Source organism: Tessaracoccus sp. MC1756 (assembly GCF_014164735.1).
Taxonomy (GTDB): Bacteria; Actinomycetota; Actinomycetes; order Propionibacteriales; family Propionibacteriaceae; genus Arachnia.
In genome coordinates this window covers 808,457-833,748 of the sequence record NZ_JACJFZ010000001.1, presented here as the reverse complement: position 1 = coordinate 833,748, position 25,292 = coordinate 808,457, and the positions used below count along the sequence as shown (strand labels likewise).

Annotated in this window: 26 protein-coding genes; 9 read left to right on the top strand and 17 right to left on the bottom strand. The window is 67.7% G+C overall.

The features are described 5' to 3' along the window. Nucleotides 1-8: 8 nt before the first annotated feature. The 10 genes from H5393_RS03835 to H5393_RS03790 form a co-directional block, all read right to left on the bottom strand. Nucleotides 9-839, bottom strand: coding sequence for an alpha/beta fold hydrolase (locus tag H5393_RS03835; RefSeq protein WP_182763585.1), 831 nt, complete (start codon nt 837-839; stop codon nt 9-11). 67 nt (nt 840-906) lie between these two features. Next, entirely contained in the window at nt 907-1,401 is a 495-nt protein-coding gene (locus H5393_RS03830; protein ID WP_182763586.1) for a bifunctional nuclease family protein, read from the bottom strand. Nucleotides 1,402-1,459: 58 nt separating this feature from the next. After that, on the bottom strand, nt 1,460-1,849 hold the full coding sequence (locus H5393_RS03825; RefSeq protein WP_182763587.1) for a metal-sulfur cluster assembly factor: 390 nt from the start codon (nt 1,847-1,849) through the stop codon (nt 1,460-1,462). Nucleotides 1,850-1,875: 26 nt separating this feature from the next. Then, a complete protein-coding gene (gene sufU, locus H5393_RS03820) occupies nt 1,876-2,310 on the bottom strand; it encodes a Fe-S cluster assembly sulfur transfer protein SufU (protein ID WP_182763588.1) in 435 nt (144 codons plus the stop codon). Nucleotides 2,311-2,313: 3 nt separating this feature from the next. Then, nucleotides 2,314-3,558: a cysteine desulfurase gene (locus tag H5393_RS03815; RefSeq protein WP_370585848.1), complete on the bottom strand. Its 1,245-nt coding sequence runs from the start codon at nt 3,556-3,558 to the stop codon at nt 2,314-2,316. Beyond that, a complete protein-coding gene (gene sufC / locus H5393_RS03810) occupies nt 3,555-4,319 on the bottom strand; it encodes a Fe-S cluster assembly ATPase SufC (protein WP_182765520.1) in 765 nt (254 codons plus the stop codon). Before sufC ends, H5393_RS03815 begins: the two co-directional genes overlap by 4 nt. A gap of 58 nt (nt 4,320-4,377) precedes the next feature. Then, on the bottom strand, nt 4,378-4,707 hold the full coding sequence (locus tag H5393_RS03805; RefSeq protein WP_182763590.1) for a non-heme iron oxygenase ferredoxin subunit: 330 nt from the start codon (nt 4,705-4,707) through the stop codon (nt 4,378-4,380). Then, complete coding sequence (gene sufD, locus H5393_RS03800) at nt 4,704-5,885, bottom strand: Fe-S cluster assembly protein SufD (protein WP_255436250.1); 1,182 nt, start codon at nt 5,883-5,885, stop codon at nt 4,704-4,706. The genes H5393_RS03805 and sufD overlap by 4 nt, the downstream gene beginning before the upstream one ends. A 44-nt stretch (nt 5,886-5,929) precedes the next feature. Next, entirely contained in the window at nt 5,930-7,372 is a 1,443-nt protein-coding gene (sufB, locus tag H5393_RS03795) for a Fe-S cluster assembly protein SufB (protein WP_182765518.1), read from the bottom strand. Nucleotides 7,373-7,386: 14 nt separating this feature from the next. Further along, entirely contained in the window at nt 7,387-8,058 is a 672-nt protein-coding gene (locus tag H5393_RS03790; protein WP_182765787.1) for a metalloregulator ArsR/SmtB family transcription factor, read from the bottom strand. Nucleotides 8,059-8,222: 164 nt separating this feature from the next. On the opposite strand from H5393_RS03790, the gene H5393_RS03785 reads away from it, so the two are divergent. The 5 genes from H5393_RS03785 to H5393_RS03765 are packed head-to-tail and all read left to right on the top strand — an operon-like array spanning nt 8,223 to nt 13,184. Then, nucleotides 8,223-8,933, top strand: coding sequence for an ABC transporter ATP-binding protein (locus tag H5393_RS03785; RefSeq protein ID WP_370585939.1), 711 nt, complete (start codon nt 8,223-8,225; stop codon nt 8,931-8,933). Then, a complete protein-coding gene (locus H5393_RS03780; protein ID WP_182765517.1) occupies nt 8,930-9,691 on the top strand; it encodes an ABC transporter permease in 762 nt (253 codons plus the stop codon). The genes H5393_RS03785 and H5393_RS03780 overlap by 4 nt, the downstream gene beginning before the upstream one ends. Further along, nucleotides 9,679-10,566, top strand: coding sequence for a heme A synthase (locus H5393_RS03775; protein ID WP_370585917.1), 888 nt, complete (start codon nt 9,679-9,681; stop codon nt 10,564-10,566). The genes H5393_RS03780 and H5393_RS03775 overlap by 13 nt, the downstream gene beginning before the upstream one ends. Before the next feature lie 39 nt (nt 10,567-10,605). Further along, nucleotides 10,606-12,597 (top strand): M3 family metallopeptidase, encoded by a 1,992-nt coding sequence (locus H5393_RS03770; protein WP_182765516.1) that lies wholly within the window; start codon nt 10,606-10,608, stop codon nt 12,595-12,597. A gap of 11 nt (nt 12,598-12,608) precedes the next feature. Further along, entirely contained in the window at nt 12,609-13,184 is a 576-nt protein-coding gene (locus H5393_RS03765; RefSeq protein WP_182765515.1) for a DinB family protein, read from the top strand. Here H5393_RS03765 and H5393_RS03760 read toward each other — a convergent pair. Further along, entirely contained in the window at nt 13,171-14,592 is a 1,422-nt protein-coding gene (locus tag H5393_RS03760; RefSeq protein WP_182765514.1) for an MDR family MFS transporter, read from the bottom strand. The genes H5393_RS03765 and H5393_RS03760 overlap by 14 nt on opposite strands. A 105-nt stretch (nt 14,593-14,697) precedes the next feature. Continuing rightward, on the bottom strand, nt 14,698-16,026 hold the full coding sequence (locus H5393_RS03755; protein ID WP_182765513.1) for a DUF4921 family protein: 1,329 nt from the start codon (nt 16,024-16,026) through the stop codon (nt 14,698-14,700). Nucleotides 16,027-16,067: 41 nt separating this feature from the next. Here H5393_RS03755 and H5393_RS03750 point away from each other — a divergent pair, with 41 nt between their 5' ends. Next, on the top strand, nt 16,068-18,116 hold the full coding sequence (locus H5393_RS03750) for a prolyl oligopeptidase family serine peptidase (protein WP_182765512.1): 2,049 nt from the start codon (nt 16,068-16,070) through the stop codon (nt 18,114-18,116). Nucleotides 18,117-18,134: 18 nt separating this feature from the next. On the opposite strand, the gene H5393_RS03745 is transcribed toward H5393_RS03750, so the two are convergent. After that, nucleotides 18,135-19,061 (bottom strand): heme o synthase, encoded by a 927-nt coding sequence (locus tag H5393_RS03745; protein WP_370585916.1) that lies wholly within the window; start codon nt 19,059-19,061, stop codon nt 18,135-18,137. Between the two features lie 137 nt (nt 19,062-19,198). Here H5393_RS03745 and zwf point away from each other — a divergent pair, with 137 nt between their 5' ends. Genes zwf through pgl form a run of 3 tightly spaced genes read left to right on the top strand, consistent with a single transcriptional unit; the run spans nt 19,199 to nt 22,388 of the window. Beyond that, nucleotides 19,199-20,731 carry a glucose-6-phosphate dehydrogenase gene (gene zwf / locus H5393_RS03740; RefSeq protein WP_182765511.1) on the top strand — a complete coding sequence of 511 codons (1,533 nt, stop codon included), beginning with the start codon at nt 19,199-19,201 and terminating at the stop codon, nt 20,729-20,731. A gap of 16 nt (nt 20,732-20,747) precedes the next feature. Beyond that, nucleotides 20,748-21,653, top strand: a complete 906-nt coding sequence (locus tag H5393_RS03735) for a glucose-6-phosphate dehydrogenase assembly protein OpcA (RefSeq protein ID WP_182765510.1) — start codon at nt 20,748-20,750, stop codon at nt 21,651-21,653. Then, a complete protein-coding gene (gene pgl, locus H5393_RS03730; protein ID WP_182765509.1) occupies nt 21,654-22,388 on the top strand; it encodes a 6-phosphogluconolactonase in 735 nt (244 codons plus the stop codon). It begins immediately after the preceding gene. Between the two features lie 24 nt (nt 22,389-22,412). Here the strand turns inward: pgl and H5393_RS03725 are convergent, their stop codons facing one another. The 4 genes from H5393_RS03725 to pgk all read right to left on the bottom strand — a co-directional run bounded on the left by H5393_RS03725 (nt 22,413) and on the right by pgk (nt 25,264). Next, complete coding sequence (locus H5393_RS03725) at nt 22,413-22,769, bottom strand: RNA polymerase-binding protein RbpA (RefSeq protein ID WP_076058374.1); 357 nt, start codon at nt 22,767-22,769, stop codon at nt 22,413-22,415. 56 nt (nt 22,770-22,825) lie between these two features. After that, a complete protein-coding gene (secG, locus tag H5393_RS03720; RefSeq protein ID WP_370585915.1) occupies nt 22,826-23,044 on the bottom strand; it encodes a preprotein translocase subunit SecG in 219 nt (72 codons plus the stop codon). Between the two features lie 226 nt (nt 23,045-23,270). Next, entirely contained in the window at nt 23,271-24,050 is a 780-nt protein-coding gene (gene tpiA / locus H5393_RS03715; RefSeq protein WP_076058369.1) for a triose-phosphate isomerase, read from the bottom strand. Then, on the bottom strand, nt 24,050-25,264 hold the full coding sequence (pgk, locus tag H5393_RS03710; protein WP_182765508.1) for a phosphoglycerate kinase: 1,215 nt from the start codon (nt 25,262-25,264) through the stop codon (nt 24,050-24,052). The genes tpiA and pgk overlap by 1 nt, the downstream gene beginning before the upstream one ends. Between the last annotated feature and the right edge of the window lie 28 nt (nt 25,265-25,292).

The following is a 25,292-nucleotide window of genomic DNA, read 5'->3' as shown; positions in this document are numbered from 1 at the left end:
CCGTACCGCTAGTCCAGCGTCTCCAAGAAGTCGAGGACATCCATGTTCCATTCGCGGGCATGCGAATCGTTGAGCCCGTGCGGGCCGCCCTCGATGACCGCGAGCTGTGCCTGGGGGATGTACTGGTGCATCCGCTCGCTCGACTTGCTGATCGGCACGTTGAGGTCACCGTCGCCATGGATCACGAGGGTGGGGACGTCGATGGCGCGGCAGTCGTCGCGCAGGTCGGCCGCCCAGATCAGGATGGTCTCCACCGCGGCGTGGGGATCGGACTGCCTGGCGATCTCCAGAGCGCCCAGCCGGACGTCGTCGTCGACCTGCAGGCCACGTTCCTCGGTCGAGTAGAACCAGCCGATGAACTTCTCCAGGAAGCCGTCGCGGTCGTCGCGGCACTGGTCCGCCATCCCCCTGAAGCCCTCCATCGGCATGGCACCGTCCGGGTTGTCGTCCGTGATGCACAGCGCGGGGGTGACCGAGCCGGAGAAGATGGTGCCGGCCACCCTGTCGGAGCCGTACCTGCCCACGTAGCGGGCGACCTCTCCCCCGCCCATCGAGAAGCCGAGGAGCACGGCGCCGTGGAGGTCGAGTTCATCGAGCAGCGACTTGAGGTCGTCGGCCAGGGTGTCGTAGTCGTAGCCGTCCGCAGGCTTGTCGGATTTGCCGAAGCCACGTCGGTCGTAGGTGATGACGCGGTGACCCGCCTCTTCGAAGCGCGGAATGTTGCGGGCGAAGGCCTCCCCGGAGAGGGGCCAGCCGTGGATCAGCACCAGCGGCCGGCCTGCGCCGCCGGTGTCGGTGTAGTTGAGGGTGACGCCGTCGGCAGTGGTGACAGTGGGCATGTCTCGCCTCCTTGGGCTGTGGTGTGTCCTGCCGCCCAGGCTAGTCCGCGAACGGGTTGCCGGACGGTCAGCCGCGGAAGTCATCCGGGTCGACGGTGTCCAGGAACTCGCTGAACTGCTCGACCTGTGCCTCTTCCTCGGCCTCAGACAGTTCGCCCTCGTGGATGCCGGCCTCGCGCAGCACTTCCTCCGCGACGAAGATGGGCGCACCCACCCGCAGCGCGAGCGCGATGGAGTCCGACGGCCTGGCGTCGATCACCTTGGGACCCTCAGCCGTGCCGAGGGTGATCTCCGCATAGAAGGTTCCCGCCTCGAGCCGCGTGACCGCCACCCTGTCCACCGTGGCATCCATCGCCTCCAGGAGCCGGGACATCAGGTCGTAGGACATGGGCCGGGCCAGGACGGCTCCCTCGAGCGCGACCATGATGGCCGTGGCCTCCTGCCCACCGATCCAGATGGGCAGGAACACCTTGAGGTCTTCGCGTGGCACGCTGGGCTTCAACAGCACCACCGGAAGCCCACGAGCATCGATAGCCATACTGGTGAGGTCGACTTGGATCATGGCGGACCACCTCCGGGATCGGGGTCCCTCCCCAGTCTATCCGTGGGCGCAGAGACCGTCAGAGGTTGTAACCGATGGCCCGCAACTGCTCGCGGCCGTCCTCGGTGATCATCTCGAGCGTCCACGGCGGCAGCCACACCCAGTTGATGGCCACGGAGTTCGCCAGGCCGTCGAGCACGTACTTCGTGTCGTATTCGATCTTGTCGGTCAGCGGGCAGGTGGGCGACGTCAGCGTCATGTCGATGGTGACGTTGGCCTCGTCGTCGACCTGGGCGCCGTACACCAGGCCGAGGTCCACCACGTTGACCATCAGTTCGGGGTCGACGACGTCCTTCATGGCCTCGAGCACCTCGTCGACCGAGGGCACCGCGGTGCCGCCGGCCGGCTTCTCGATGTCGACGTCGGGCAAGGTGTCCTTCACCAGGTCGCTGGGTCGGGGTTCAGTCATATCGGGATCCTTTGTTGAAACGATGATCAGGCCGTGGCCTGGAGGGCAGCGTCGCGCATGGCCGACCAGCCGAGCAGCGCACACTTGACGCGGGCGGGGAACTTGGACACGCCCGCGAAGGCGATGGCGTCCTCGAAGACGTCCTCGTCGGGGACGATGGCGCCCTGGCTGTGCATGACCGCCAGGAACTGGTCGTGCATCTCCATCGCGTGCTCGACGGGGGTGCCGATCAGCAGGTCCGTCATGATCGACACGGACGCCTGTGAGATCGAGCAACCTTCGGCGTCGTACGAGATGTCGGTCACCTTGCCGTCGTCGATCTGCACGCGGAGCGTCAGTTCGTCGCCACAGGAGGGGTTCACGTGGTGGACCTCCGCCTGGAACGGCTCGCGCAGCCCCGCGTGGTGCTTCTCGCGGTAGTGATCGAGGATGATCGTCTGGTACAGCTCGTCGATGTTCATGTCTCAGCCCTTCAGCTTCGGGGCGAAGTAGTTGCTGGTGAAGACCAGCGCGTCAGCCAACGCGTCGATCTCCGCAGGGGTGGTGTACAGGTACGACGACGCACGTGTCGAGCTCTGGTGTCCCAGGCGCTTGTGCAACGGGCGGGCGCAGTGGTGGCCACCCCGGATGGCGACCCCGCGCGAGTCCAGCACCTGCATCACGTCGTGCGGATGCACGTTGGCGATGTTGAACGAGATGGCGCTGCCGCGATCCTCGGCGACAGTCGGGCCGAGGATCCTCAGACCCTCGATGGCCGTCAGCTTGGCGAGAGCGTACTTGGTGATCTCGTGCTCATGCTCGGCGATGGCATCCATGCCGACGCGCGTCAGGTAGTCGACGGCAGCTCCCAGACCCACGGCCTGAGCGATCGGCGGGGTGCCGGCCTCGAACCGGTGCGGCGGCGCCGCGTAGGTCGAGCGTTCCATCTCGACGATCTCGATCATCTCGCCGCCACCCAGGAACGGCGGCATGTTGGCGAGCAGCTCGTAGCGGCCCCACAGCACGCCGACGCCCGTCGGGCCGAGCATCTTGTGCGCCGTGAAGGCCAACAGGTCGGCGCCCATGGTCGACACGTCGGTGACCTGGTGCGGAACCGACTGCGAACCGTCGACCACCAGCAGCGCCCCGACGGCGTGCGCCTTCTCAGCGAGGAGCGTCACCGGGTTGTGCGTGCCCAACACGTTGCTCACGGCCGTGATCGACACGATCCTGGTGCGCTCGTTGATGAGATTGTCGCGTGCGGCGGCCTCGAGGTCGAGGCGGCCCTCCTCCGTGATGTCGAACCAGCGCAGCGTGGCGCCGGAACGCTGGCAGGCCATCTGCCAGGGCACGATGTTGGAGTGGTGCTCCATGACGGAGATGACCACCTCATCGCCGGGCTTGAGCCCGGCGCCCAGGGAGTTGGCCACCAGGTTGAGCGCCTCGGAGGCGTTCTTGGTGAAGACGATCTCCTCGCCACGGGACGCACCGATGAACCGGGCCACCTTCCCCCGCGCATTCTCGAACGCCTCGGTCGCCTCAGCACCCAGGAGGTGCATGGCGCGCGCCACGTTCGCGTTGTGCTGCAGGTAGTGCTCGGCCACGGCGTCGACCACCTGGCGCGGCTTCTGCGAGGTGTTCGCCGAGTCGAGGTAGGCCAACGGGGACTCCCCCACCCTGCGCCGCAGGATGGGGAAGTCGGCCCGGATCAGGTTGGTGTCCAGCATCAGGCGTTGGCAGCTTCCTTGATGTACTTCTCGTAGCCCTCGGCCTCGAGGTTCTCGGCCAGTTCCTTGCCCCCCTCGGCCACGATGCGGCCGTCGACGAAGACGTGCACGAACGTGGGCTCGATGTAGCGCAGGATGCGGGTGTAGTGGGTGATGAGGACGACGGCGCGGTCACCCTGCGCCGAGTACTTGTTCACGCCCTCGGAGACGATGCGCAGCGCATCGATGTCGAGGCCCGAATCGGTCTCGTCGAGGATGGCCGCCTTGGGGTTGAGCAGCTGGAGCTGGGCGATTTCGTGACGCTTCTTCTCACCGCCGGAGAAGCCCTCGTTCACCGAGCGGCCAGAGAAGGACTTGTCGAGCTGCAGCTCGGAGAGCGTCTGCTCGACCTCCTTGACCCAGGTGCGGACCTTGGGGGCCTCACCGTCGATGGCGGTCTTGGCGGTGCGCAGGAAGTTGGCGACGGACACGCCGGGCACTTCGACGGGGTACTGCATGGCGAGGAAGAGGCCAGCGCGGGCGCGCTCGTCGACCGACAGAGCGGTGAGGTCCTCACCGTCGAGGGTGACGGTGCCCTGGGTGATCGTGTACTTGGGGTGACCGGCGATGGCGTAGGCCAGCGTGGACTTGCCCGAGCCGTTGGGGCCCATGAGGGCGTGGATCTCACCGGGGTTGATGGTGAGGTTGACGCCCTTGAGGATCTGCTTCGGGCCGTCCTCGGTCTGGATGTCGACGTGCAGGTCGGAGATGACGAGGGTTGACATGGTTGCTGTTTCTCCTGAGTGAATCTATTGGGGGGTGCGGGGGCGTACCCCCCGTGTGTCAGTACTGGGTGACGGTGGCGTGGACGTCGATCAGGACGTCGTCGCCTTCGATGTGGCACGCGAACACGCGCACCGGCTCCGTGGCGGGCAGGTTGAGCGGGCGGCCGGTGGCCAGGTCGAAGACCGATCCGTGCAGGTAGCACTCGATCGTGTCGTCGACGACGTCTCCCTCGGAGAGAGCCACCTTGCCGTGGCTGCACTCGTCCTCGATCGCGTAGATCTTCCCGCCGTGGCGGACGATGGCGACGGTGAGCTCATCGTCCACCTCCACGGCGAAAGGGACGTCCGTCGTCAGGTCCGTGACCTTGCAGACCGCCTGGGGGCTCACTGCTCGTCGGCCTTCGTGGTGGTGGAGCCGTGCACCAGGTCGAGCTCGCGCTCGATCGTGGTGAGCAGACGCGCCTCGATCTCCGGGATGCCGACCCTGCGGATGATGTCGGCGAAGAAGCCGTGCGCCACCAGACGACGGGCATCCACCTCCGGGATACCGCGGGCCATCAGGTAGAACAGCTGCTCGTCGTCGAACCGGCCGGTGGACGAGGAGTGGCCGGCGCCGGCGATCTCGCCGGTCTCGATCTCCAGGTTGGGGACCGAATCAGCCTGGCAGCCGTCCGTCAGGACGAGGTTCTTGTTCGACTCGTAGGTGTCGATGCCCTCAGCGATCTTGCGGATCAGCACGTCGCCGATCCACACCGAGTGCGCACCCTTGCCGCGCAGCGCACCGCGGTAGTCCACGTTGGACTTGGTGTGCGGCGCGTTGTGGTCCACGAACAGCCGGTGCTGGATGTGCTGGTTCTCGTCGGCGAAGTAGAGGCCGTAGGCCTCCAGCTCGCCGCCGGGGCCGTTGTAGGTCGAGTTCTCCTGAAGCCGGACGTTGCCGCCCAGCGACGCGGTGACCGTCTTGACGTGGGCGTCGCGGCCGATGGCGACGGTGCGCTGACCGCCGTGCACCGAACCGGTGTCCCAGTCCTGCAGGGTGACGAAGTTCACTTTGGCGCCGTCGCCGACGATGACGTCGGTCTTCTCGGCATAGTTGGCCGAGCCGACGTACCGGAACACGATGGTGGCGCGGGAGTTGGCACCGACGGTGACCACCACGTGGTCGCGGGCCTCCCCGCCGTTGCCCTGTCCGGTGAACACGATGGGCTCGGTGAGCTCCGTGTCGGCCGCGATCCGGATGTGCGTGCGGTGGAGGGACTGGAAGGCCGCCAACGCCGAGATCCGGTCCGTGGGCGCCTCGTTGGCCAGTGCGTGGGCCTGCTCAGCGGTGATCGACTCGACGGTCACGCTGTCGGGGAACTCGCCGCTCCACTCCAGCGAACCCAGGCCCTCAGCCACAGGGTTGAGGAGGGTCTTGAACCGCTTGAGCGGGGTGAAACGCCAGATCTCCTCACGTCCGGTGGGCAGTGGGTGATCCTCGACGGCCCACGACGGGGTGGGGTGGAGGTGCGACTCGACGGTTTCGATGGCTGCGGCCACGTTCGGGGCCTCAGTGATGGTGGTCAATTCTTCTTCCTTCAAATGGTGTGGGCGGGCGGGCTGGGACGGCATCAGCCGACCGCGCCCTCCATCTGCAGCTCGATGAGGCGGTTCAACTCAAGGGCGTATTCCATGGGCAGCTCGCGGGCGATGGGCTCCACGAAACCGCGCACGATCATGGCCATGGCCTCGATCTCACCCATGCCACGGCTCATGAGGTAGAAGAGCTGGTCCTCGGAGACCTTGGACACGGTGGCCTCGTGGGCCATCGAGACGTCCTCTTCACGCACGTCGACGTAGGGGTAGGTGTCGGAACGCGAGATGGTGTCCACCAGCAGCGCGTCGCACATGACCGACGACGCGGAGTGACGGGCACCCGGATCCACCTGGACGAGGCCGCGGTACGAGGAACGGCCGCCGCCACGGGCCACCGACTTCGACACGATGGAGCTCTGCGTGTTGGGCGCGCAGTGCACCATCTTGGAACCGGCGTCCTGGTGCTGACCCTCGCCCGCGAAGGCGATCGACAGCGTCTCACCGCGGGCGTGCTCGCCCATCAGGTAGACGGCGGGGTACTTCATGGTGACCTTGGAACCGATGTTGCCGTCGATCCACTCCATCAGGGCGCCCTCTTCACAGGTGGCGCGCTTGGTGACCAGGTTGTAGACGTTGGTCGACCAGTTCTGGATGGTGGTGTAGCGGCAGCGCGCGTTCTTCTTCACGATGATCTCGACGACGGCGCTGTGCAGCGAATCCGACGAGTAGATCGGGGCGGTGCAACCCTCGACGTAGTGCACTGAGGCGCCCTCGTCGACGATGATCAGCGTGCGCTCGAACTGGCCCATGTTCTCCGTGTTGATGCGGAAGTAGGCCTGCAGCGGGATGGTCACCTCGACGCCCTTGGGAACGTAGATGAACGAGCCACCCGACCACACGGCGGTGTTGAGCGATGCGAACTTGTTGTCGCCGACCGGGATGACCGTGCCGAAGTACTCCTGGAAGAGCTCCGGGTGCTCCTTCAGCGCGGTGTCGGTGTCGAGGAAGATGACACCCTGCCGCTCGAGTTCCTCGTTGATCTTGTGGTAGACGACCTCGGACTCGTACTGCGCGGCGACGCCGGCGACGAGGCGGGCCTTCTCAGCCTCCGGGATACCGAGGCGGTCATAGGTGTTCTTGATGTCTTCGGGCAGGTCTTCCCAGGTCTGGGCCTGACGCTCGGTGGAGCGCACGAAGTACTTGATGTTGTCGAAGTCGATGCCGGAGAGGTCCGCGCCCCACGTGGGCATGGGCTTCTTGTCGAACAACTTGAGGCCCTTGAGGCGGAGGTCGAGCATCCACTCGGGCTCGCTCTTCAGGCCGGAGATGTTGCGGACAACGGCCTCGCTGAGGCCGCGCGCGGCGGTGGCGCCGGCGAGGTCGGAGTCGTGCCAGCCGTACTCGTACGTCGAGAGCGCCTCGAGGTGCTCGTCCTGAGTGGCTCCCAGTCCTGGTGCCTTGGGTGCGGTCTGCGTCATATCGATCGTCTCCGTCACTTTCTTTTCGGGATCTGCGGGGTGGGTAGTCGGTGGGGGACGTGCGTCGTGCACACGCCGTCGCCGTGGGCGATGGTGGCGAGCCGTTGGACATGGCTGTCCAGCAGCCGCGAGAACAGCTGGGTCTCGATCTCACAGAGGATGGGGAACTCAGCGGCCACGTGGGCGACCGGGCAGTGGTGCTGAAGGAGTTGCTCGCCCGTCCGGAGGGGGCGCGCAGAGGCGGCGTAACCGTCGAGGCCGAGCACTTCGACGAGCGCATCCAGTGGCCTCACCCCAGGATTCTCCGCGTGCAGTTGCAGGTAGCGCTGCTCGATCTCCGCCACGCGGTCGTGGGCCAGCTCGCGCACGGCGTTGGGCCCTGCGACGGCTTGGAGGCGGCGTAGTGCGGCGATCGCCAGGTCGTCGTAGGCCTGGGTGAATTCGGCCCTGCCCGCGTCTGTCAGGACGAACACCTTCGAGGGACGCCCGCGGCCCCTCGGGCCGTAGACGCGCTCCTCGCGGGACGCGAGGATCCCGTCGTCCAGCAGCGAGGCCAGGTGGCGCCGCACGGCCGCAGGGGTGAGCGCGAGCCTGTCGGCGAGTTGCTTGGCGGTCTGCGGCCCTTCCGCCAGGATCAGGTCCACCACTCTCTGGCGGGTCGGCGTTTCGACGACTTCTGCTTGCATCATGTCCACCTCCCTGACCCAACGCCACGAATTAGCTTACAGATATGTTTCCAAAGTCAATCCCAATCTCGTTCGGGATTCAAGCAAGGCTTGCCTAACCATCCAGATGATGAGACAGCCGGTCGCAAAGGCCGACCGGGGCGCCCCGGCCACTCTCCTATAGGCTGTCGGACGTGTCCGTCCTGACCGCCCGCGAGCTCCGCCTGTCCTTCGGTAAGAAACAGGCCCTCGCCGGGCTCTCCCTGAACGCCGAGGCCGGCAGGATCACTGCCCTGCTCGGCCCCAACGGGGCAGGCAAAACAAGCTTCATCCGATGCTGCACCGGCCTGGCGGTCCCGGACGGGGGCACGCTGTCGCTGTTCGGCGGCGCGCCCGGCTCCGCCGAGGTGCTGCCCCGCATCGGCCTCATGCCGCAGACCACCGGAGCCTGGTCCGGCATCACGGCGTCCCGGCTGTTGACCTACCTGGAGCGCCTGTACGCAAACCCGCAGCCGGTTGACCAGTTGATGGCACTGCTCGGGATCGATGACTACGCGACCACGCCGTACCGTCGGCTGTCCGGAGGCCAACAGCAGGCGGTCAACCTGGCCGGTGCCCTCGTGGGCAGGCCGGATCTCGTGTTCCTGGACGAACCGTCCGCTGGGCTGGACCCGCGGAGTCGCCGTTCCATCTGGGACCTCCTCGCCCGCATCCGCGCCGACGGCGTGGGCATCCTGCTCACCACGCACGACATGCACGAGGCGGAAGCCCTGGCAGACCACGTCTTCATCGTCGACCGCGGCCGGGTCACCGCCGAAGGCACCGTGGCGGCGCTGACTGTGAACGGCTCCCTCGAGGACGCGTTCCTGACCCACACGACCGGAGACCTGGCATGACCGCCCTGAACTTCGCGCCCGACGCCGGCGCCGCTCCGTTCGGAGCCCGGGTGTGGGCGCAGGCCACCACCGAGGCGAGCCTCATTCTCCGCAACGGGGAGCAGGCCATCCTCGCCATCGTCATCCCGGTCGCCGTGCTCATCGGCAGCCGGATCTTCGGGGACGCGCTGGGTCTGGAACTCCAGCAGATGGCACCCTCGGTCATCGGCCTGGTGATCTGGAGCTCCTGCCTCACCACGCTCGCCATCGCCACCGGCTTCGAGCGTCGCTACAACGTCCTCGAGCGCATCGCCGCCACGCCCCTGGGTAAACCCGGCATCCTGCTGGGCAAGGGCCTCGGCATCACACTGATCACCGTGGGCCAAATCGCCGTTCTGGCGGTGATCGCGCTCGCCGTGGGCTGGCGCCCGTCGTTCACCGTCGCGTCGTTCCTGCTGACAGGGCTGGTCGCCTTCCTGTCGATGGGCGCGTTCACGGGGCTGGCGCTCGCCATCTCCGGCGCACTGCGCCCGGAGGCGACGCTGGCCGTCGCCAACCTGCTCTACCTGGTGGGCATGCCGTTGGGCATCCTGCTGCCGTTGGACCGTTTCCCCGGGTGGGCCGCCACCGCCATCGCGTTCCTTCCCACCGGCGCTCTCGGGGAGGCCCTGCGACACGGCTCCCAGGGCGTGGTTCCGGGCTGGCCGCTGTTGGTGGCAGCTCTCTGGTGCGCGGCCACCCTGCTGCTGGCACGAAAGGTGTTCACGTGGACCTCGTGAAGAAGCTGTTCGACGGCGACCGCGCGCTGCGCACCTGGTTGTGGATCTCGCTGGTCTGCAACATGGGCATCATCGTCACCGGCGCTGTGGTGCGCCTGACCGCCTCCGGGCTGGGCTGCTCCGAGTGGCCCCGGTGCACGCCGGACACCTGGACGAACACCCCTGAGGCCGGCATCCACGGCATCATCGAGTTCGGCAACCGATTGCTCACGTTCGTGCTCGCCGCCGCGGCGCTCGGCGCGTTCATCGCCGCCTGGCGCAACCGCGGCCGCCTGAGCCGTCTGTGGTGGTTGACACTCGGAGTGGGCATCGGCATCCCCTTCCAAGGCGTCATCGGAGGCTTCACGGTGTGGAGCGGCCTCAACCCCTTCGTCGTGGCCCTCCATCTGCTGCTGTCCGTGCTGTTGATCGTCCTCTGTGTGTGGGCCCTCACGCTCGGCTACCGCGTCCACCCCACTCCCTTGGCCCCCGGAGCCAGATGGCTGGTGGTCGTGACGTTCACCGCCACCATGGTGTCGATCTGGCTCGGCACGGTCGTGACGGGCTCCGGCCCGCACGCCGGCGACTCCACGGCCCCGCGCACGGGGTTCGACCTCGAGTTCGTCTCGCGCCTCCATGCGCTGTCGGCCTGGCTCGTCGTCAGCCTGGCCATCGTGTGTCTGGTGGTCTTCGCCCGCTCCCGCCGGGAACAGCCGCGCAAGGCCGCCCGCCTGCTGTTGGTGACCGTGGCGCTGCAGGGTGTCATCGGCTACGTCCAGTACTTCTTCGGCCTGCCCATCGGCGTCGTCGCCCTGCACATGGTGGGCCTCACCCTGCTGACCGTCGCTGCCGCCTGGCTGTTGTTCTCCACCCGATCAGGGGATCCGACCGCCTAGCTGTACCTAGCGCCCGGGGAGGCGCCTAGGCTGTAGGCCATGTCGATCAACCCCGTTCTCACCACCGAACTGCCCTTCTCGCTGCCCGATTTCGCCAACGCCACCCCCCGTGACTACCACGTGGCCATCGAGGAGGGCATGCGCACCCAACTGGGTGCCCTGGCCAAGCTGCGCAGTGACGGTTCACCCGCCACCGTGGCCAACGTGCTGGCCGAATGGGATGCGGCCCAGGATGTGCTCCTCCGGGCGATGAACGCCTTCTTCGCGGTCTACGCGTCGGACGCCACCGACGAGATGATCGCCATCGAGGAGGAGATCGCGCCGCGCCTCGCCGAGCACAGCGACGCCATCTACCTCGATCGTGACCTCTACGCCCGCCTGCAGTCCCTCGAGGCCCGCATCGCCGGCGGTGAAACCGAGGCGGACGCGCAGGACCGCTATGCACTCGACGAACTGCTCCGTTCGTTCCGCCGCGCCGGCGTCGCGCTCACCGACGAGGAGCAGACGCGCCTCCGCGCGATGAACAAGCGGCTCGCGGAGTTGTCCAGCCGCTTCGAGACGCTGAACCGCGAGGCCCGCGTCGCAGGCGGTTTCGCCGTGACCGAGGCGGAACTCACGGGGCTCACCGACGACGAGAAGGCTGCGTTGAAAACCGACGACGGATACCGGATCGAGTTGGTGAACACGACCCAACAGCCGCTGGCAGCCAAGCTCGCCGACGCCGGCGTGCGCCGTCGGCTGCTGGAGGCCTCCACCTCCCGCGCCCTGTCCGGGGACTTCGACACCCGCGAGGTCGTCGTCGAGATCGCCCGCCTCCGCGCTGAGCGCGCCACGCTCCTCGGGTACCCGAACCATGCGGCCATCGTCGCCGAGGCCGGTACCGCCAAGACGGTCGACGCCATCCTGGGGATGCTCGGTCCCCTGGCCCAGGCCGCTCTGGCCAAGGCCGTCGAGGAGGGCAGGGACCTCCGCGAGCGGTACGCCCAGCTGAATCCTGGGGCCGAGTTCACGGCCGCCGACTGGTCCTTCGTGGAGGCGATCGTGCGTCGGGAGCGCTTCGCCTTCGACGAGGCCGAGCTGGGCGAATACCTGCAGGTGGACAAGGTGCTGAAGGCCGTCTACGCGGCGGCCGAGGAACTCTACGGACTCACCTTCACGCTGCGCGCGGACCTGGGCGGACACGTTCCCGGCACCCAGACCTACGAGGTGCACGACGACGAGGGCATCATCGGCCTGTTCGTGATGGACTTCTGGGCCCGCCCGACGAAGAACGGCGGCGCCTGGATGAGCAACCTCGTCGACCAGTCGGACCGCACCGGCGATCTGCCGGTGGTGACGAACAACTGCAACTACACCCCGACGACCACGGCCATCTCCTGGGATGACGTGATCACCATGTTCCACGAGTTCGGCCACGCGCTGCACGGCCTGTTGGCCAGTTCGCGCTACGCGGGGCGCTCCGGCGCCAACACCCCGCGCGACTTCGTCGAGTTCCCCAGCCAGGTCAACGAACATTGGGCCTGGACCCCTGGCCGGGTGCTGCCGGCCGAGTGGATCACCAAGCTCGAAGAGGCCTCCACGTTCGGTCAGGGCTACGCCACCGCCGAGACAGAGCTCGCCTCGTTGCTCGACCTGGTGTGGCACACCACCCCGCTGGAGGAACTCCCCACGTCGGCAGACGAGGTGGAGGGCTTCGAGCGCCGCGCCCTCGAGAAGTACGGCCTCGTCAACGAGCTGGTCCCCCCGCGCTACCGCACGCAGTACTTCGCCCATATCTGGGGCGGCGGCTACGCGGCAAGCTACTACGGCTACGCGTGGGCGAAGGTGATGGACGCCGACGCGGTGGCCTGGTTCAAGGAGAACACCGAGGGCCACTCCCCGGCCATGACGCTGCGCCAGGCCGGCGAACACTTCCGTCGCACGCTGCTGGCGCCCGGCGGCTCCGTCGATCCGATGGAGACCTACCGGAGCTTCCGCGGGCGCGACCCGGAACTCGCACCACTGCTCGCCCGCCTCGGCCTGACGATTTGAGAGGCTCCGGCATGGATATCAAAGCCGCACTGCACCGGCAGCTTCGTCTGCAGCGTGAGGCGCTCCTGTGGAAGGCGGAGGGACTGGACGAGCGCGACCTGCGTCTGCCCCGCACCCCCACCGGCACCAACCTGCTGGGGCTGATCAAGCACTGTCTGGCCGTCGAGCACGGCTATTTCGTGACCAGCATGGGGCGAGCTTCCCAGCTCAAGCTGCCCGAAATCGACTTCGAGCAGGATCCGAACGGCGACTTCTACGCCACCGAGGATGAGCGCGCCGACGAACTCATCGAGCTGTACCGGGCCGTGGCGGTCGAGGTGGACCAGGCGATCGACGAGTTGGAGCTCGACGCGCCCGGCACGGTCGAATGGTGGGGCGAGCGCGGCGCCACCACGCTGGGCTTCCTGCTCGCGCACGTGCTCGGCGACATCGCACGCCACGCCGGCCACGCCGACATCCTCCGTGAGGGGATCGACGGCCGGCTCGGCGTCACGGTGGACAACTCCAACATGTGGGAGCCGGACGGGGGCTGGGACACCCACGTCCTGCGGCTCACCGGCATCGCCGAGGGCTTCAGCCCGCAGTGACCTCGTGGGCTTCTTCCTCCGGTTTGCGGAGGAACAAGCCGGCGATCAACGCCGCCGTCCACACTGCGCCCGCCCCCAGGAACGCCCAGTGCGCTCCCTGCAACATGGCCGCGGCCTCCGTCGGGGCCGTGTTGCGGGCGGCCGCTGTCTGCATCGCGAAGATCGTCACGAACAGCGCTGTGCCCGTGGCCCCGGCCACCTGCTGCACGGTGCCGATGACCGCAGAACCGTGCGAGTAGAGGCTCTTCGGCAGCGAGCCCAGCGCAACGGTGAACAGCGGCGTGAAGATGCCGGCGAACGAGACCGACATGGCGGTGTGCGCCAGCATGATGCCCCACCACGGCATGGCCGGGTTGATCGTCGACAGGTACAGGAACACCCCCAGCACCACGAAGCTGGCAGGGACCACCAGCACCCGGGGGCCGACCCGGTCGTACAGCCGGCCGATCAACGGGGACAGCAGACCCATCGCGACGCCGCCGGGCAGCAGGATGAGGCCCACCTGGAGCGCTTCCATCCCGAACGCGCGCTGCAGCAGGAGCGGCAGCATGATGATGGTGCCGAACAGCGCCATCATCGCGATGCTCATCATCAACACCGCAACGGTGAACGTGGGGTACGCGAACGTGCGCAGATCGAGCAGCGCGGCGTCACGGGCCTGCAGCACGAACTGGCGGGCCATGAACGCGGCGAGCCCGCCCACGCCGACGCCGATGGCGAGCATGGGGACCCAGAAGGCGACATCCTCGGCCCCGACGAGGCTCAAACCGTAGACCAGGGGCCCGAAGGCGACCAGCGTCAACACCACGGAGACCGCATCGAGCGGCGTGCGCTTCTCCTCCCCCACGTCGGCCAGCTTCCAGTGCCCCAGCGCCAGCATCAACAGCGCGATGGGCAGCATGACCCAGAAGATCAGCCGCCAGGAGCCCACCTCCAGGATGAAGCCGGACAGCGTGGGGCCGACGGCGGGGGCCACGGAGATGACCATCGAGATGTTGCCCATGGTCCGGCCCCGCTGGTTGGGGGGCACGAGTTGCATGATGGTGGTCATCAGCAGCGGCATCATCATGGCGGTGCCGGACGCCTGGACCACCCGGCCCACGAGCAGCGAAGCGAACGTCGGTGACACGGCCGCGATGAGGGTACCCAGGCTGAACAGCGACATGGCCACCTGGAACACCCGACGGGTGGGCAACCGGTCGAGCAACCAGCCGGTGACGGGGATGACCACTGCCATCGTCAGCATGAAGGCCGTGGTGAGCCACTGCGCCGTGCGCTCCGTCACACCGAGGTCGGCCATGATGGAACTGAGGGCGACGTTCATCGTCGTCTCGTTGAGGATGACGACGAATGCTGCGACGAGGAGGATGGGAATGACCCCGCGGTTGGTGCGGGGAGGGCTGTCCACGAGCATGGCTGCCTTTCGTGTGACGGCGCGGTCTGCCGCGCCGCACGAGCGTAGACGATCCGGCTGGATCGGACAATCAGCTGACCCGTGAACTCGACACCTCTGTCAGCGGGAATAGCGCAGCGGGTTGGGTGCGCAGGAGGCCTCCGTCGCGATCCTCAGGTCCGCGGCGATCAGTCCGCTCTCCCGAAGCGGATAGAGCGCTGAGGCCACCCGGTCGCGGATCGTGGCGGGGCTGAGGGTGTTCAGGTAGATCTTCGTGGCGCCCTCGAACCCGGCCAGCGTCGACACTCGCCACTTCAGCATCACCCGCCACGGCATGGCCAGGTTCACGTCGATGGGCCGGTAGTGCCACTCCTCGTTGGAGGGCACCCGCGCTCCGGTGGCGGCATGCATGGCGTGGATCAGGTCGGACATCCCCCTGATCTCGTCCGGGTGCTGTTCCCAGGGGTCCGAGTGCTGTGACCGGGAATAGATCTCAACCGTCGGGTACCGGTGGCCGAACCCGGCGAACGCGAGGGCGTGTTCGTTCTCCGCGATGATCAGGTTGCGCCGCGAGGCGTAGTTGGCTGCGGCGTCGTTGAAGATGTTGGGGTTCTCGCGCAGCCTGACCAGCTCCGCCTCCTGCTGGTGGCCGCGGTCGTCGATGGAGACCAACTGCTTGTGGAGGTGGTCGAACGACGCGCCGGCAGGCCTCAGCCAGTTCTGGAACACCGCCACGTAGCGGGCGTACGGGTTGACCTCGAACGCCATCCTCGTGCAGTCGACGGTGTAGGCGATGAACTGCGCATGCTCCTCCGGGGTGAGCGTGCCTGAGGCGGCCAACTCCGAGTCGTCGGTGGCCGCAGCGACGAAGTGTCGCCGGGCGATGACCAGGTCGTGGCCCCCACCGAAGAAGCCCGACGCGGTCTGCAGCTTCTCCTCGTGGCTGAGGGCGGCCACCTCCGCGTCGGTCAGGCCACGGGCATAGAGCTTCGCCTCTGCCACCCGCATCACGTGGTCGAGGCCCGCCGGCGACGCCAGATAGGCTGCCCGGCGCTCGGCCACGGGGGCCGGCAACTCGAACCCGTAGTTCTTGTGCCAGTAGTCGTAGCTCAGGATCTCGAAGAGGTTCGGCACCCTCCGGAACTCCGCGACGGTGGTGAACAGCTCTTCAGCCGGCGTGAGGTAAAGGGTCGCCCAGGAACCGTCGTCGCGACGGACGACACGGGACTTCTCGGGCGGGGTCTCCATGTAGCGCTGCTCGCAGAAGGGGCAGTGGCGGCCCCGCTCGTCGTCGCGGATGGGCAGCGGATGGGGAGCGATGAGGCCGAGCGGCCGGTCCCCCCGACCGGGTACGGTCCACACCTCGGTGCCCGTGAACGGGTTGAGCTGCTTGACCGTCCCGTCGCGCAGATCGGTGATGTACTCGGGTTCGCGCACGAGCGGTGCCATGTTCCGACATTAGCCGCGGCAGGCGTGGCAAGGTGGAAGTCATGACAGACCTCTCGCATCCCACCACCGAGGAGCACGCTTCCCCCTGGTTCGATCTCGACGCCTACGTGTCGCTGCCCCGCCTCGGCGCCCTCAGTCTCAGCCCCGACGGCGAGACCCTGGTGTGCTCCGTCCAGGGAGTCACCGCAGACAGGACGGAATACGCCAGCGCCCTGTGGCGGGTGGACCCGCACGGCGAGCGGGCCGCCACCCGCTACACACGCTCCGTGCAGGGCGAGTCCGCCGCAGGATTCCTGCCCGACGGTTCCCTGCTGTTCACCTCCAAGCGCGACGTACCGGCCGTCGGCGAGGACGAGCCGAAGAAGTCGACGACCGCCCTGTGGTGCCTGCCTGCCAACGGTGGCGAGGCCTACGTGCTCGCCCGCCGCGACGGCGGCTGGGGCGACGTCCTCACCAGCCCGCTGTCCGACACCGTCGTGCTCGGCGTGCTGATGCACGCGGGAGTCGAGGACGAGGAGGCCGACGCGGCCAAGCGTGAGGCCCGCAGCAAGAGGAAGATCTCAGCGATCCTGCACGACGGCTACCCCGTGCGCTTCTGGGACAAGGACCTCGGCCCCGAGACGACGCGGCTGAAGGCCGCCACCGTCGGCGGCGACGGAGACCGCGCCTTGGAGGACCTGCGCGATCTGACCGGTGACGTCGGCCGCTCGGTGCGCGAGGCCGTGCTCTCCCGCGACGGCGCAGCGCTCGCCGTCGTCTGGGGCGTGCCCCGCCGTGCGGGCGAGACCATGTCGCAGCTCGAGCTGATCGACGTGGCCAGCGGCCAGCGCCGCACCCTGGCCGCCGACGACGGGCACGAGTACGGCAGCCCCATCTTCACCGACGACGGCGCCACCGTCGCCTGCGTTCGCACGGCCCGCTCCACCGCTGAGCGCGCTCCGCGGCCGACCCTCTGGCTGATCGACGTCGCATCCGGCGAGGGACACGAGGTCGCCGGCGGTTGGGACCGGTGGGCGACCCCCGTCGCCTTCGCACCCGACGGCCTTACGCTGTACGCGACCGCGGATGACGATGGCGACTGCCCGATCTTCGCCATCGACGTCGCCTCCGGCGAGGTGCGCCGGCTCACCGGCGACGGCTCCCACTCGTCAGTGCTGCGCAGCCCTGACGGCACCACGCTGTACGCCCTCCGGGCCTCGTACGCGAGCCCGGGCGAGATCGTCGCGGTCGAGACCGCCTCTGGCACCGCCACAGTGCTGCGTGCCCCCGTCGAGTACCCGCCGCTCCCCGGCCGCCTCGAGCGCGTCGAGACGGAGGCGTCCGACGGCACCCGCGTCCCCGGCTGGCTCATCCTCCCCGAAGGCGCCTCCCCCGATCAGCCCGCCCCCCTCACGCTGTGGGTGCACGGCGGTCCGCTGAACTCATGGAACTCGTGGTCCTGGCGCTGGTGCCCCTGGCTGCTCGTGTCAAGGGGGCAGGCGGTGTTGCTGCCCGACCCTGCCCTGTCGACCGGCTACGGCCAGAGCTACATCCAGCGCGGCTGGGGCCGGTGGGGCGCCGAACCCTTCACCGACGTGATGGCGCTGACCGACGCGGCCGAGGCCCGCGACGACATCCGCAGCGATGCCTCGGTGATGATGGGCGGCTCCTTCGGTGGCTACATGGCCAACTGGATCGCCACCCAGACGGACCGGTTCACGGCGATCGTCAGTCACGCCTCGCTCTGGAACCTCGGCAACTTCGGACCCACCACCGACGCGGCCTGGTACTGGAAGCGTGAGATGACGCCGGAGATGCAGGCGAAGTTCTCGCCCCACCAGTTCGCCGCGCAGATCACGACGCCCATGCTGGTCATCCATGGAGACAAGGACTACCGCGTCCCGATCGGCGAGGGACTCGCGCTTTGGTGGGCCCTGGCGAGCGTCTTCGACGGCGACCCCGCGGACCTGCCGCACCGGTTCCTGTACTTCCCGAACGAGAACCACTGGATCCTCACGCCGCAGCACGCCAGGGTCTGGTACGACACGGTGCTGGAGTTCGTGGCCGCGCGACGCGAGGGGCGCCCGATGGGGGTCGTGGAGAACCTGTGAGGATCCTTCGTCACGCCGTCAGAAGAGCAGCGGGTCGATCGCGACGGCGAGGAAGAGGAGGGCGAGGTAGGTGTTGGAGTAGTGGAAGAGCTTCATCGCCTTGAGCTGCGCGCCCTCCATGCCCGCACGGGCGCGTCGCCAGAGCTGGAGCGCCTCCCACAGGAAGATCAGGCCGGTGACCAGCGCGACGGCCGGGTACAGCCATCCGGTGGGCGTCACGGGCCACAGGAGCAGCGACATCACGACGGTGGCCACGGAGTACCAGAAGATCTGGTTCCCCACCTGCGGTGCGGTGCGCACCACTGGGAGCATGGGCACGTCGGCGGCGGCGTAGTCGTCCTTGTACCGGAACGCCAACGCCCACGTGTGGGGCGGGGTCCAGAGGAACACCACGCCGAACAGGATGAACGGCGCCCAGGCGACGGAACCGGTCACGGCGGTCCATCCGATGAGCGGCGGGAAGCAGCCGGCGATACCGCCCCAGACGATGTTCTGGGAGGTGCGGCGCTTGAGCCACATGGTGTAGACGAAGACGTAGAAGGCGTTCGCCACCAGCGCCAGGATGGCGGAGAGCCAGTTGGCCCCGAAGCCCAGCACCAGGGTGGCCAGCATGCCCAGCACGATGCCGAAGACCAGGGCGTTGCGCGTGGAGATCTGGTGGCGGGGCACAGGACGACGGCGGGTGCGGCGCATGATCTCGTCGATGTCGGCGTCGATCACACAGTTGAAGGTGTTGGCCGAGGCGGCGGCGAACATGCCGCCGAACATCGTCCAGATGATCAGCTGCCACGGGGGCAGCCCACCGGCGGCCAGGAACATGGCGGGCACGGTGGTCACGAGCAGCAACTCGATGATCCGGGGTTTAGTCAGTGCCACATATGCCCGGATGACGTCGCCGAAGCGAGCCTCCGTAGGCTGGGCCTGAGCCTGGACCGCCACACGCACCCCGATTCTCGTCTTCGCGATTTCCGGAGCAGTCTACCCGCCCGCCCGCCGGGCACCTAAGCGACGATTCCCGGTGCCCGGCCAGGGGACGAACGATTGCTTCCCCACCCCGCCGGGTGCGTCTAGTGTTGGTCCCGATGAACGCCTACACCAATCCCCTGCGTGATCCCCAGGACCGCCGCCTGCCTCGCATCGCCGGACCCTGCGTCCTGGTCATCTTCGGTGTGACGGGTGACCTGTCGCGCAAGAAGCTGATGCCCGCCGTCTACGACCTGGCCAACCGCGGCCTGTTGCCGCCCGGTTTCGCGCTGGTCGGCTTCGCGCGCCGCGACTGGGCGAACCAGGACTTCGCCCAGGTGGTGCACGACGCGGTGAAGGAGAATGCCCGCACGCCGTTCCGTGAAGAGGTCTGGGAACAACTCCTGGAAGGCATCCGGTTCGTCTCCGGCTCCTTCAACGACGACGCCTCGTTCGAGCGCCTCGGAGCCACCATCCGCGAACTGGACACCACCCGGGGCACCGGCGGCAACCACGCGTTCTACCTGTCCATCCCCCCGTCGGGCTTCGAGCCGGTCATGACGATGCTGCGCAAGCACGGCCTGACGGAGCGCGGCGCGGACGACAACTGGAACCGCGTGGTCATCGAGAAGCCCTTCGGCCACGACCTGGCTTCCGCGAAGGAACTCGACGCGGTGGTCAGCTCCCTGTTCCAACCGCACGAGGTGTTCCGGATCGACCACTACCTGGGCAAGGAAACCGTCCAGAACATGCTGGCGCTGCGCTTCGCGAACCAGATGTTCGAGCCCATCTGGAACAACCACTACGTCAGCCACGTGGAGATCACGATGGCCGAGGACATCGGCATCGGTGGCCGCGCCGGCTACTTCGACGGCATCGGCATCGCCCGCGACGTCATGCAGAACCACCTCCTCCAGCTCCTGGCGCTCACCGCCATGGAGGAGCCCACCAGTTTCGAGGCCTCGCAGTTGCGCACCGAGAAGAAGAAGGTGCTCGCCGCCGCCCGCGTGCCGGAGCGCTACGACCTCCACACCGCCCGCGGCCAGTACGCCGCCGGTTGGCAGGGCGGCAAGCAGGTCATCGGCTACCTGCAGGAGGACGGCGTCGCGGAGGGCTCCGCCACGGAGACCTACGCCGCGATCCGCGTCGACATCGACAACCGACGGTGGGCCGGGGTCCCGTTCTACCTCCGCACTGCCAAGCGGATGCCGCGCCGCGTGACCGAGGTGGCGCTCAGCTTCAAGCGTGCGCCGCACCTGCCGTTCACCGCCACGGACACCGAGGAACTGGGCACCAACGCGCTGGTCATGCGGATCCAGCCCGACGAGGGCGTCACGCTCCGCTTCGGCGCGAAGGTGCCGGGTACCCAGATGGAGATCCGCGAGGTCTCGATGGACTTCGGGTACGGCGGCTCCTTCACGGAGTCCTCGCCGGAGGCCTACGAGCGCCTCATCCTCGACGTCCTGCTGGGCGACCCACCCCTCTTCCCCCAACAGGAGGAAGTGGAGCTGAGCTGGCGGATCCTGGACCCGGTCATCGAATACTGGGCGTCCCTGGACGGGCAACCCGAACAGTACGAGTCCGGCACCTGGGGCCCTGAGTCGGGGCACAAGATGCTGGCCCGTGACGGCTTCAAGTGGCGTCGGCCGTAAGGGAGACAGAGAACTCATGATCATCGACCTGACTGATACCTCGGCACGCGACATCGCGGCTGCCCTGATCAACGCGCGCCGCACCGTGGGCAGCGCCTCCGGCCTGGTGCTGACCCTGATCGTGGTCACAGACGACGACCACTTCGACGAGGTGCTCCGGGCCGCCCAGGCCTCCGCCACCGCACACCCCTCGCGGGTCATCGTCGTGACCTACGTCGACGGTGACGAGCCGTTCCTCGACGCCGAGATCCAGGTGGGCGAGGGCCACCCCGGCGACCTGCTGATCCTGCGGCTCCATGGCTCGCTCCGCGAACACGGCGACTCCATCTGCCTCCCGCTGCTGCTGCCGGACTCCCCCACCATCGTGTGGTGGCCCAACACGGCGCCGGACCACCTGGCAGAGGATCCCATCGGCTCCCTGGCAGACCGCCGCATCACCGACGCCGCGGGAGACCCCGATCCACAGCAGGCCCTGGTGCGTCGCGCCCGCAACCACGCCGACGGCGACACAGACCTCACCTGGACGCGCCTCACCCGGTGGCGCGCGCTCCTGACTGCGTCGCTCGACCAGACCCAGTCCGTCGTGACCGGGGCCTGTGTGCGTTCCGCGCCGGACAACGCGCCCGCCACGCTGCTCGCAGCCTGGCTGAGCGAGCGCCTCGGCGTCGACGTCCACCGCGTCGACGGTGACCACCCGGGCGTCAACGAGGTCGTACTCAACACGGAGAAGGGCGACATCGTCCTCAGCCGCGTCCGCGAGGGGGCCGCCCACTACCGCGTGCCCGGTGAGCCCGACCGCACCGTCGCGCTGCGCCGTCGTCCGCTGACGGACCTCATCACTGAGGAACTCCAGCGGATGGACGCCGACGACATCTTCGAGGCAGCGGTCCAACGGGTGGTCAAGGATTCGGAGGCGAGCTAGATGTACACGCGGGTGGTTCGGCTGGAGACGGCGGCGGACGTGAGCCGGGTGGTCGCGGCACAGTTGCTGGCCAAGATCATCGAGCTGCAGCGCACGCAGGACACCGTGCACCTCTGTCTGACGGGAGGCAACGCGGCCAACGCCATGTATGAGCAGTTCGCCGAACTGGCCGACGGCTCAGCCCTGGACGCGTCGAAGCTGCAGTTGTGGTGGGGCAACGAGCACTTCGTGCCCACCACCGACCCGGCCCGCAACTCGCTCCAAGCCATCAGCAGGCTGGCCCGCACCGTCTCGATCAAGTCCGCCGACACCCACATGATGGCGGCCAAGGACGGCCGCAAGGACAGCCAGGAGTCAGCGGCGGAATACGAGGAGGAGTTGGGCGACACCCGCTTCGACATCACCCTGCTCGGCATCGGCAACGACGGCCATGTCGCGTCGATCTTCCCCGGCCATCCCAGTTTCGACCCGACGACGAGCCGTGCCGTGATCGGAGTTGAAGACAGCCCCATGGCGCCGTCGGAACGCATCTCCCTCACCATCCCCACTCTCAACCGGGGAGCGGAGATGTGGATCATGGCCGCGGGCGCGGCCAAGGCGGACGCGGTCCGGCGTTCGCTCGAGGGCGATGAAAGCATTCCGGCCGCGCATGTGCGCGGCCGGAATGCGACTCTGTGGTTCCTCGATGCGGCTGCCTCGGCCGGTCTCCCGGCGCAGTACACCTGCACCTTCTGAGGGCACCTCCTCAGCGGTGTCCGCTCAGTAGATGACCTCGCCCGCCGCGCGGCGGGCCCGCAGCGCGGAGATCGCCTCTTCGAGGATCTGCGCTGCTTCGGCGTCGGTGCGACGCTCCTTCACATACGCAAGGTGGGTCTTGTAGGGAATGATCTTCGGCGGCGGAGGAGGATTCTCCGCATCCATGTTGGCCGGGAGGCCGCAGCGCGGGCAGTCCCACGACTCGGGAATCTGGGCTTCGGCTGCAAACGCCGGCGTGGTCACATGACCACTGGCGCAGAAGTACGAAACGTGCATACGGGGCGCTGCTTCGCCACGTTCTGCCTCGCCCATGGGACCGGCGCCTACACGGCTGCCGCGAATGGCGTTGCCACCTGCCACTTTGCTGTTCTCCTACTACGAGAAGTGATGGATTGAAAGGGGATGAGAATGCGTGATCAGGCGCCGATGCGATACAGCACCAGGAGGCCGACGATCGTCAGCAGCCACACGACGGCGAGTACCACCGTGATCCGGTCAAGACGACGCTCAGCGGTGGACACGCCACCCATGGAGGTCGACATGCCGCCGCCGAACAGATCTGACATTCCGCCGCCACGGCCTTTGTGGAGCAGAACGGTGGCCGCAAGGAGGATGCTGAGGATCACGACGATCACAGACAGCGTGGTAATGGGCCATGAAACCAAGGGGACAATCACGCGGTACAGCCTAACCGACAGCGCCGGATAATCCACATCCGGTACCCCGTGGTGAGCACTTTCGCCCCGCCCGGTTGCTCGGAAAGGAGAAACCCCCAAAAGCCCGGGAAACTCGCCCGGACTATTGGGGGCTTCAGGCGGGCACGCCCTCCTGACAGGGGTCAGGAGAGCGCCCGGCCAGCGATCAGAACTGGTAGAAGCGGACGATGGCCGCGAACTCCTCGGGCTGGAGGCTCGCGCCGCCGACCAGGGCGCCGTCGATGTCCGGCTGGCTCATGATCTGGGCCACGTTGCCGGACTTGACGGAACCGCCGTACTGGATGCGCACCGACTCGGCGGTGGGACCGTCGTACAGTTCGGCGACCTCCTTGCGGATGGCGCCACACACCTCCTGGGCGTTCTCCGGGGTGGCGACCTCGCCGGTGCCGATGGCCCAGACGGGCTCATAGGCGATCACGAGACCGGCGACCTGCTCGGCCGTCAGGCCGGCCAGCGTGCCGCGCACCTGGTTGAGGGTGTACTCGACGTGTTCCCCCGCCTTGCGGATGTCAAGGCCCTCGCCCACGCAGACGATCGGGGTCATGCCCGCGGCCAGGACCTTGGCGGCCTTGGCGTTGATGAGGGCATCGTCCTCCCCGTAGTACTCGCGGCGCTCGGAGTGGCCGACGATGACGTACTGCACGCCGAGCTTCGACAGCATGGCCGTCGAGATCTCACCGGTGTAGGCGCCGTTGTCGTGCTGCGAGACATTCTGGGCCCCGAGGCCGAACTTCAGGCGGTCACCGTCGATGAGGGTGCGCACGGTGCGCAGGTCCGTGAAGGGGACGCAGAGCACCGCGTCGGACTTCTCCGGATCCCATTCCTTGTCGACGAGGGTGTAATGCAGCTTCTCCACCAGGCCGGTGGCCTCGATGTGGTCGACGTTCATCTTCCAGTTGCCGGCCATGATGGGCTTGCGTGTCATCAGTTGTCCCCTTCCAGAACAGCGATACCGGGCAGTTCCTTGCCCTCGAGGAACTCGAGGGAGGCGCCGCCGCCCGTCGAGATGTGGCCGAACTCGTCGTCGGCGTGGCCGAGGACGCGCACGGCGGCCGCGGAGTCACCGCCGCCGACGACGGAGAGGCCGTCGACTTCGGTGAGGGCCTTGGCGACCGCAGCGGTGCCCTGGGCGAATGCCGGGATCTCGAACACGCCCATAGGGCCGTTCCAGAACACGGTCTTGGCGCCCTTGATCGCCTCCGCGAACAACGCCTCGGTCTCGGGGCCGATGTCGAGGCCCATCTTGCCCTCGGGGATGGCGTGGGCAGCGACGACCTCGACCTGGCCCTTGGCTTCGCGGGCGTCGAAATCCATGCCGTCGGCGACGCGGACGTCGACCGGCAGCAGGATCGTCTTGCCGGCGGCCTCAGCCTGCGCCAGGTAGTCGCGGCAGGTCTGGAGGTTGTCCTCGTCGAGCAGCGAGGAGCCGATGTTCATGCCCTGCGCCTTGAGGAAGGTGAACAGCATGCCGCCACCGATGACCAGGGTGTCGGCGACCTTCAGCAGGTTGTCGATGACCTGGAGCTTGTCGGCGACCTTGGCGCCACCCAGCACGACGACATAGGGCCGCTCGGGGTTCTCGGTCAGCTGCTTGAGGACGCCGACCTCCTTGGCGACCAGCGAACCGGCGGCGTTGGGCAGCAGCGAGGCCACGTCGTAGACGGAGGCCTGCTTGCGGTGCACGACGCCGAAGCCGTCGGAGACGAAGATGTCGCCGAACGCGGCGTACTTCTCAGCCAGCGCCTTGCGCGCGGCTTCGTCCTTGGACTCCTCGGCGGGCTCGTAGCGGACGTTCTCCAGCAGGGCGACGTCGCCGTCGGCGAGCGAGGCGACGGTGGCCTGGGCGGATTCGCCGACCACGTCGGTGGCCAGCTTGACCTCGGAACCGAGCAGTTCGGCGAGGCGGGCCGCGACGGGGGCCAGGGAGTACTTGGGGTTGGCCTCACCCTTCGGGCGGCCGAGGTGGGCCATGATGACGACACGGGCGCCGGCGTCGCGCAGGGCGGTCAGCGTGGGCAGCGCGGCGCGGATGCGGCCGTCGTCGGTGATGTTCTTGTCTGCGTCCAGCGGGACGTTGAAATCGCAGCGGATGAGTACCCGCTTGCCGGACAGATCGCCCAGCTCAGCAACGGACTTCACTTCGGTCCTCTTTCTTCTCAGATTTCTT

What these genes read in the sequence shown, in the direction of transcription:
- H5393_RS03750 (WP_182765512.1), top strand. Translation starts at nt 16,068, where the DNA reads ATGACAGACCTCTCGCATCCCACCACCGAGGAGCACGCTTCCCCCTGG.
- zwf (WP_182765511.1), top strand. Translation starts at nt 19,199, where the DNA reads ATGAACGCCTACACCAATCCCCTGCGTGATCCCCAGGACCGCCGCCTG.
- H5393_RS03765 (WP_182765515.1), top strand. Translation starts at nt 12,609, where the DNA reads ATGGATATCAAAGCCGCACTGCACCGGCAGCTTCGTCTGCAGCGTGAG.
- H5393_RS03790 (WP_182765787.1), bottom strand. Translation starts at nt 8,058, where the DNA reads ATGCAAGCAGAAGTCGTCGAAACGCCGACCCGCCAGAGAGTGGTGGAC.
- tpiA (WP_076058369.1), bottom strand. Translation starts at nt 24,050, where the DNA reads ATGACACGCAAGCCCATCATGGCCGGCAACTGGAAGATGAACGTCGAC.
- sufC (WP_182765520.1), bottom strand. Translation starts at nt 4,319, where the DNA reads ATGTCAACCCTCGTCATCTCCGACCTGCACGTCGACATCCAGACCGAG.
- H5393_RS03835 (WP_182763585.1), bottom strand. Translation starts at nt 839, where the DNA reads ATGCCCACTGTCACCACTGCCGACGGCGTCACCCTCAACTACACCGAC.
- H5393_RS03755 (WP_182765513.1), bottom strand. Translation starts at nt 16,026, where the DNA reads ATGGCACCGCTCGTGCGCGAACCCGAGTACATCACCGATCTGCGCGAC.
- sufB (WP_182765518.1), bottom strand. Translation starts at nt 7,372, where the DNA reads ATGACGCAGACCGCACCCAAGGCACCAGGACTGGGAGCCACTCAGGAC.
- sufU (WP_182763588.1), bottom strand. Translation starts at nt 2,310, where the DNA reads ATGAACATCGACGAGCTGTACCAGACGATCATCCTCGATCACTACCGC.
- H5393_RS03825 (WP_182763587.1), bottom strand. Translation starts at nt 1,849, where the DNA reads ATGACTGAACCCCGACCCAGCGACCTGGTGAAGGACACCTTGCCCGAC.
- H5393_RS03780 (WP_182765517.1), top strand. Translation starts at nt 8,930, where the DNA reads ATGACCGCCCTGAACTTCGCGCCCGACGCCGGCGCCGCTCCGTTCGGA.
- pgl (WP_182765509.1), top strand. Translation starts at nt 21,654, where the DNA reads ATGTACACGCGGGTGGTTCGGCTGGAGACGGCGGCGGACGTGAGCCGG.
- H5393_RS03735 (WP_182765510.1), top strand. Translation starts at nt 20,748, where the DNA reads ATGATCATCGACCTGACTGATACCTCGGCACGCGACATCGCGGCTGCC.
- H5393_RS03770 (WP_182765516.1), top strand. Translation starts at nt 10,606, where the DNA reads ATGTCGATCAACCCCGTTCTCACCACCGAACTGCCCTTCTCGCTGCCC.
- H5393_RS03830 (WP_182763586.1), bottom strand. Translation starts at nt 1,401, where the DNA reads ATGATCCAAGTCGACCTCACCAGTATGGCTATCGATGCTCGTGGGCTT.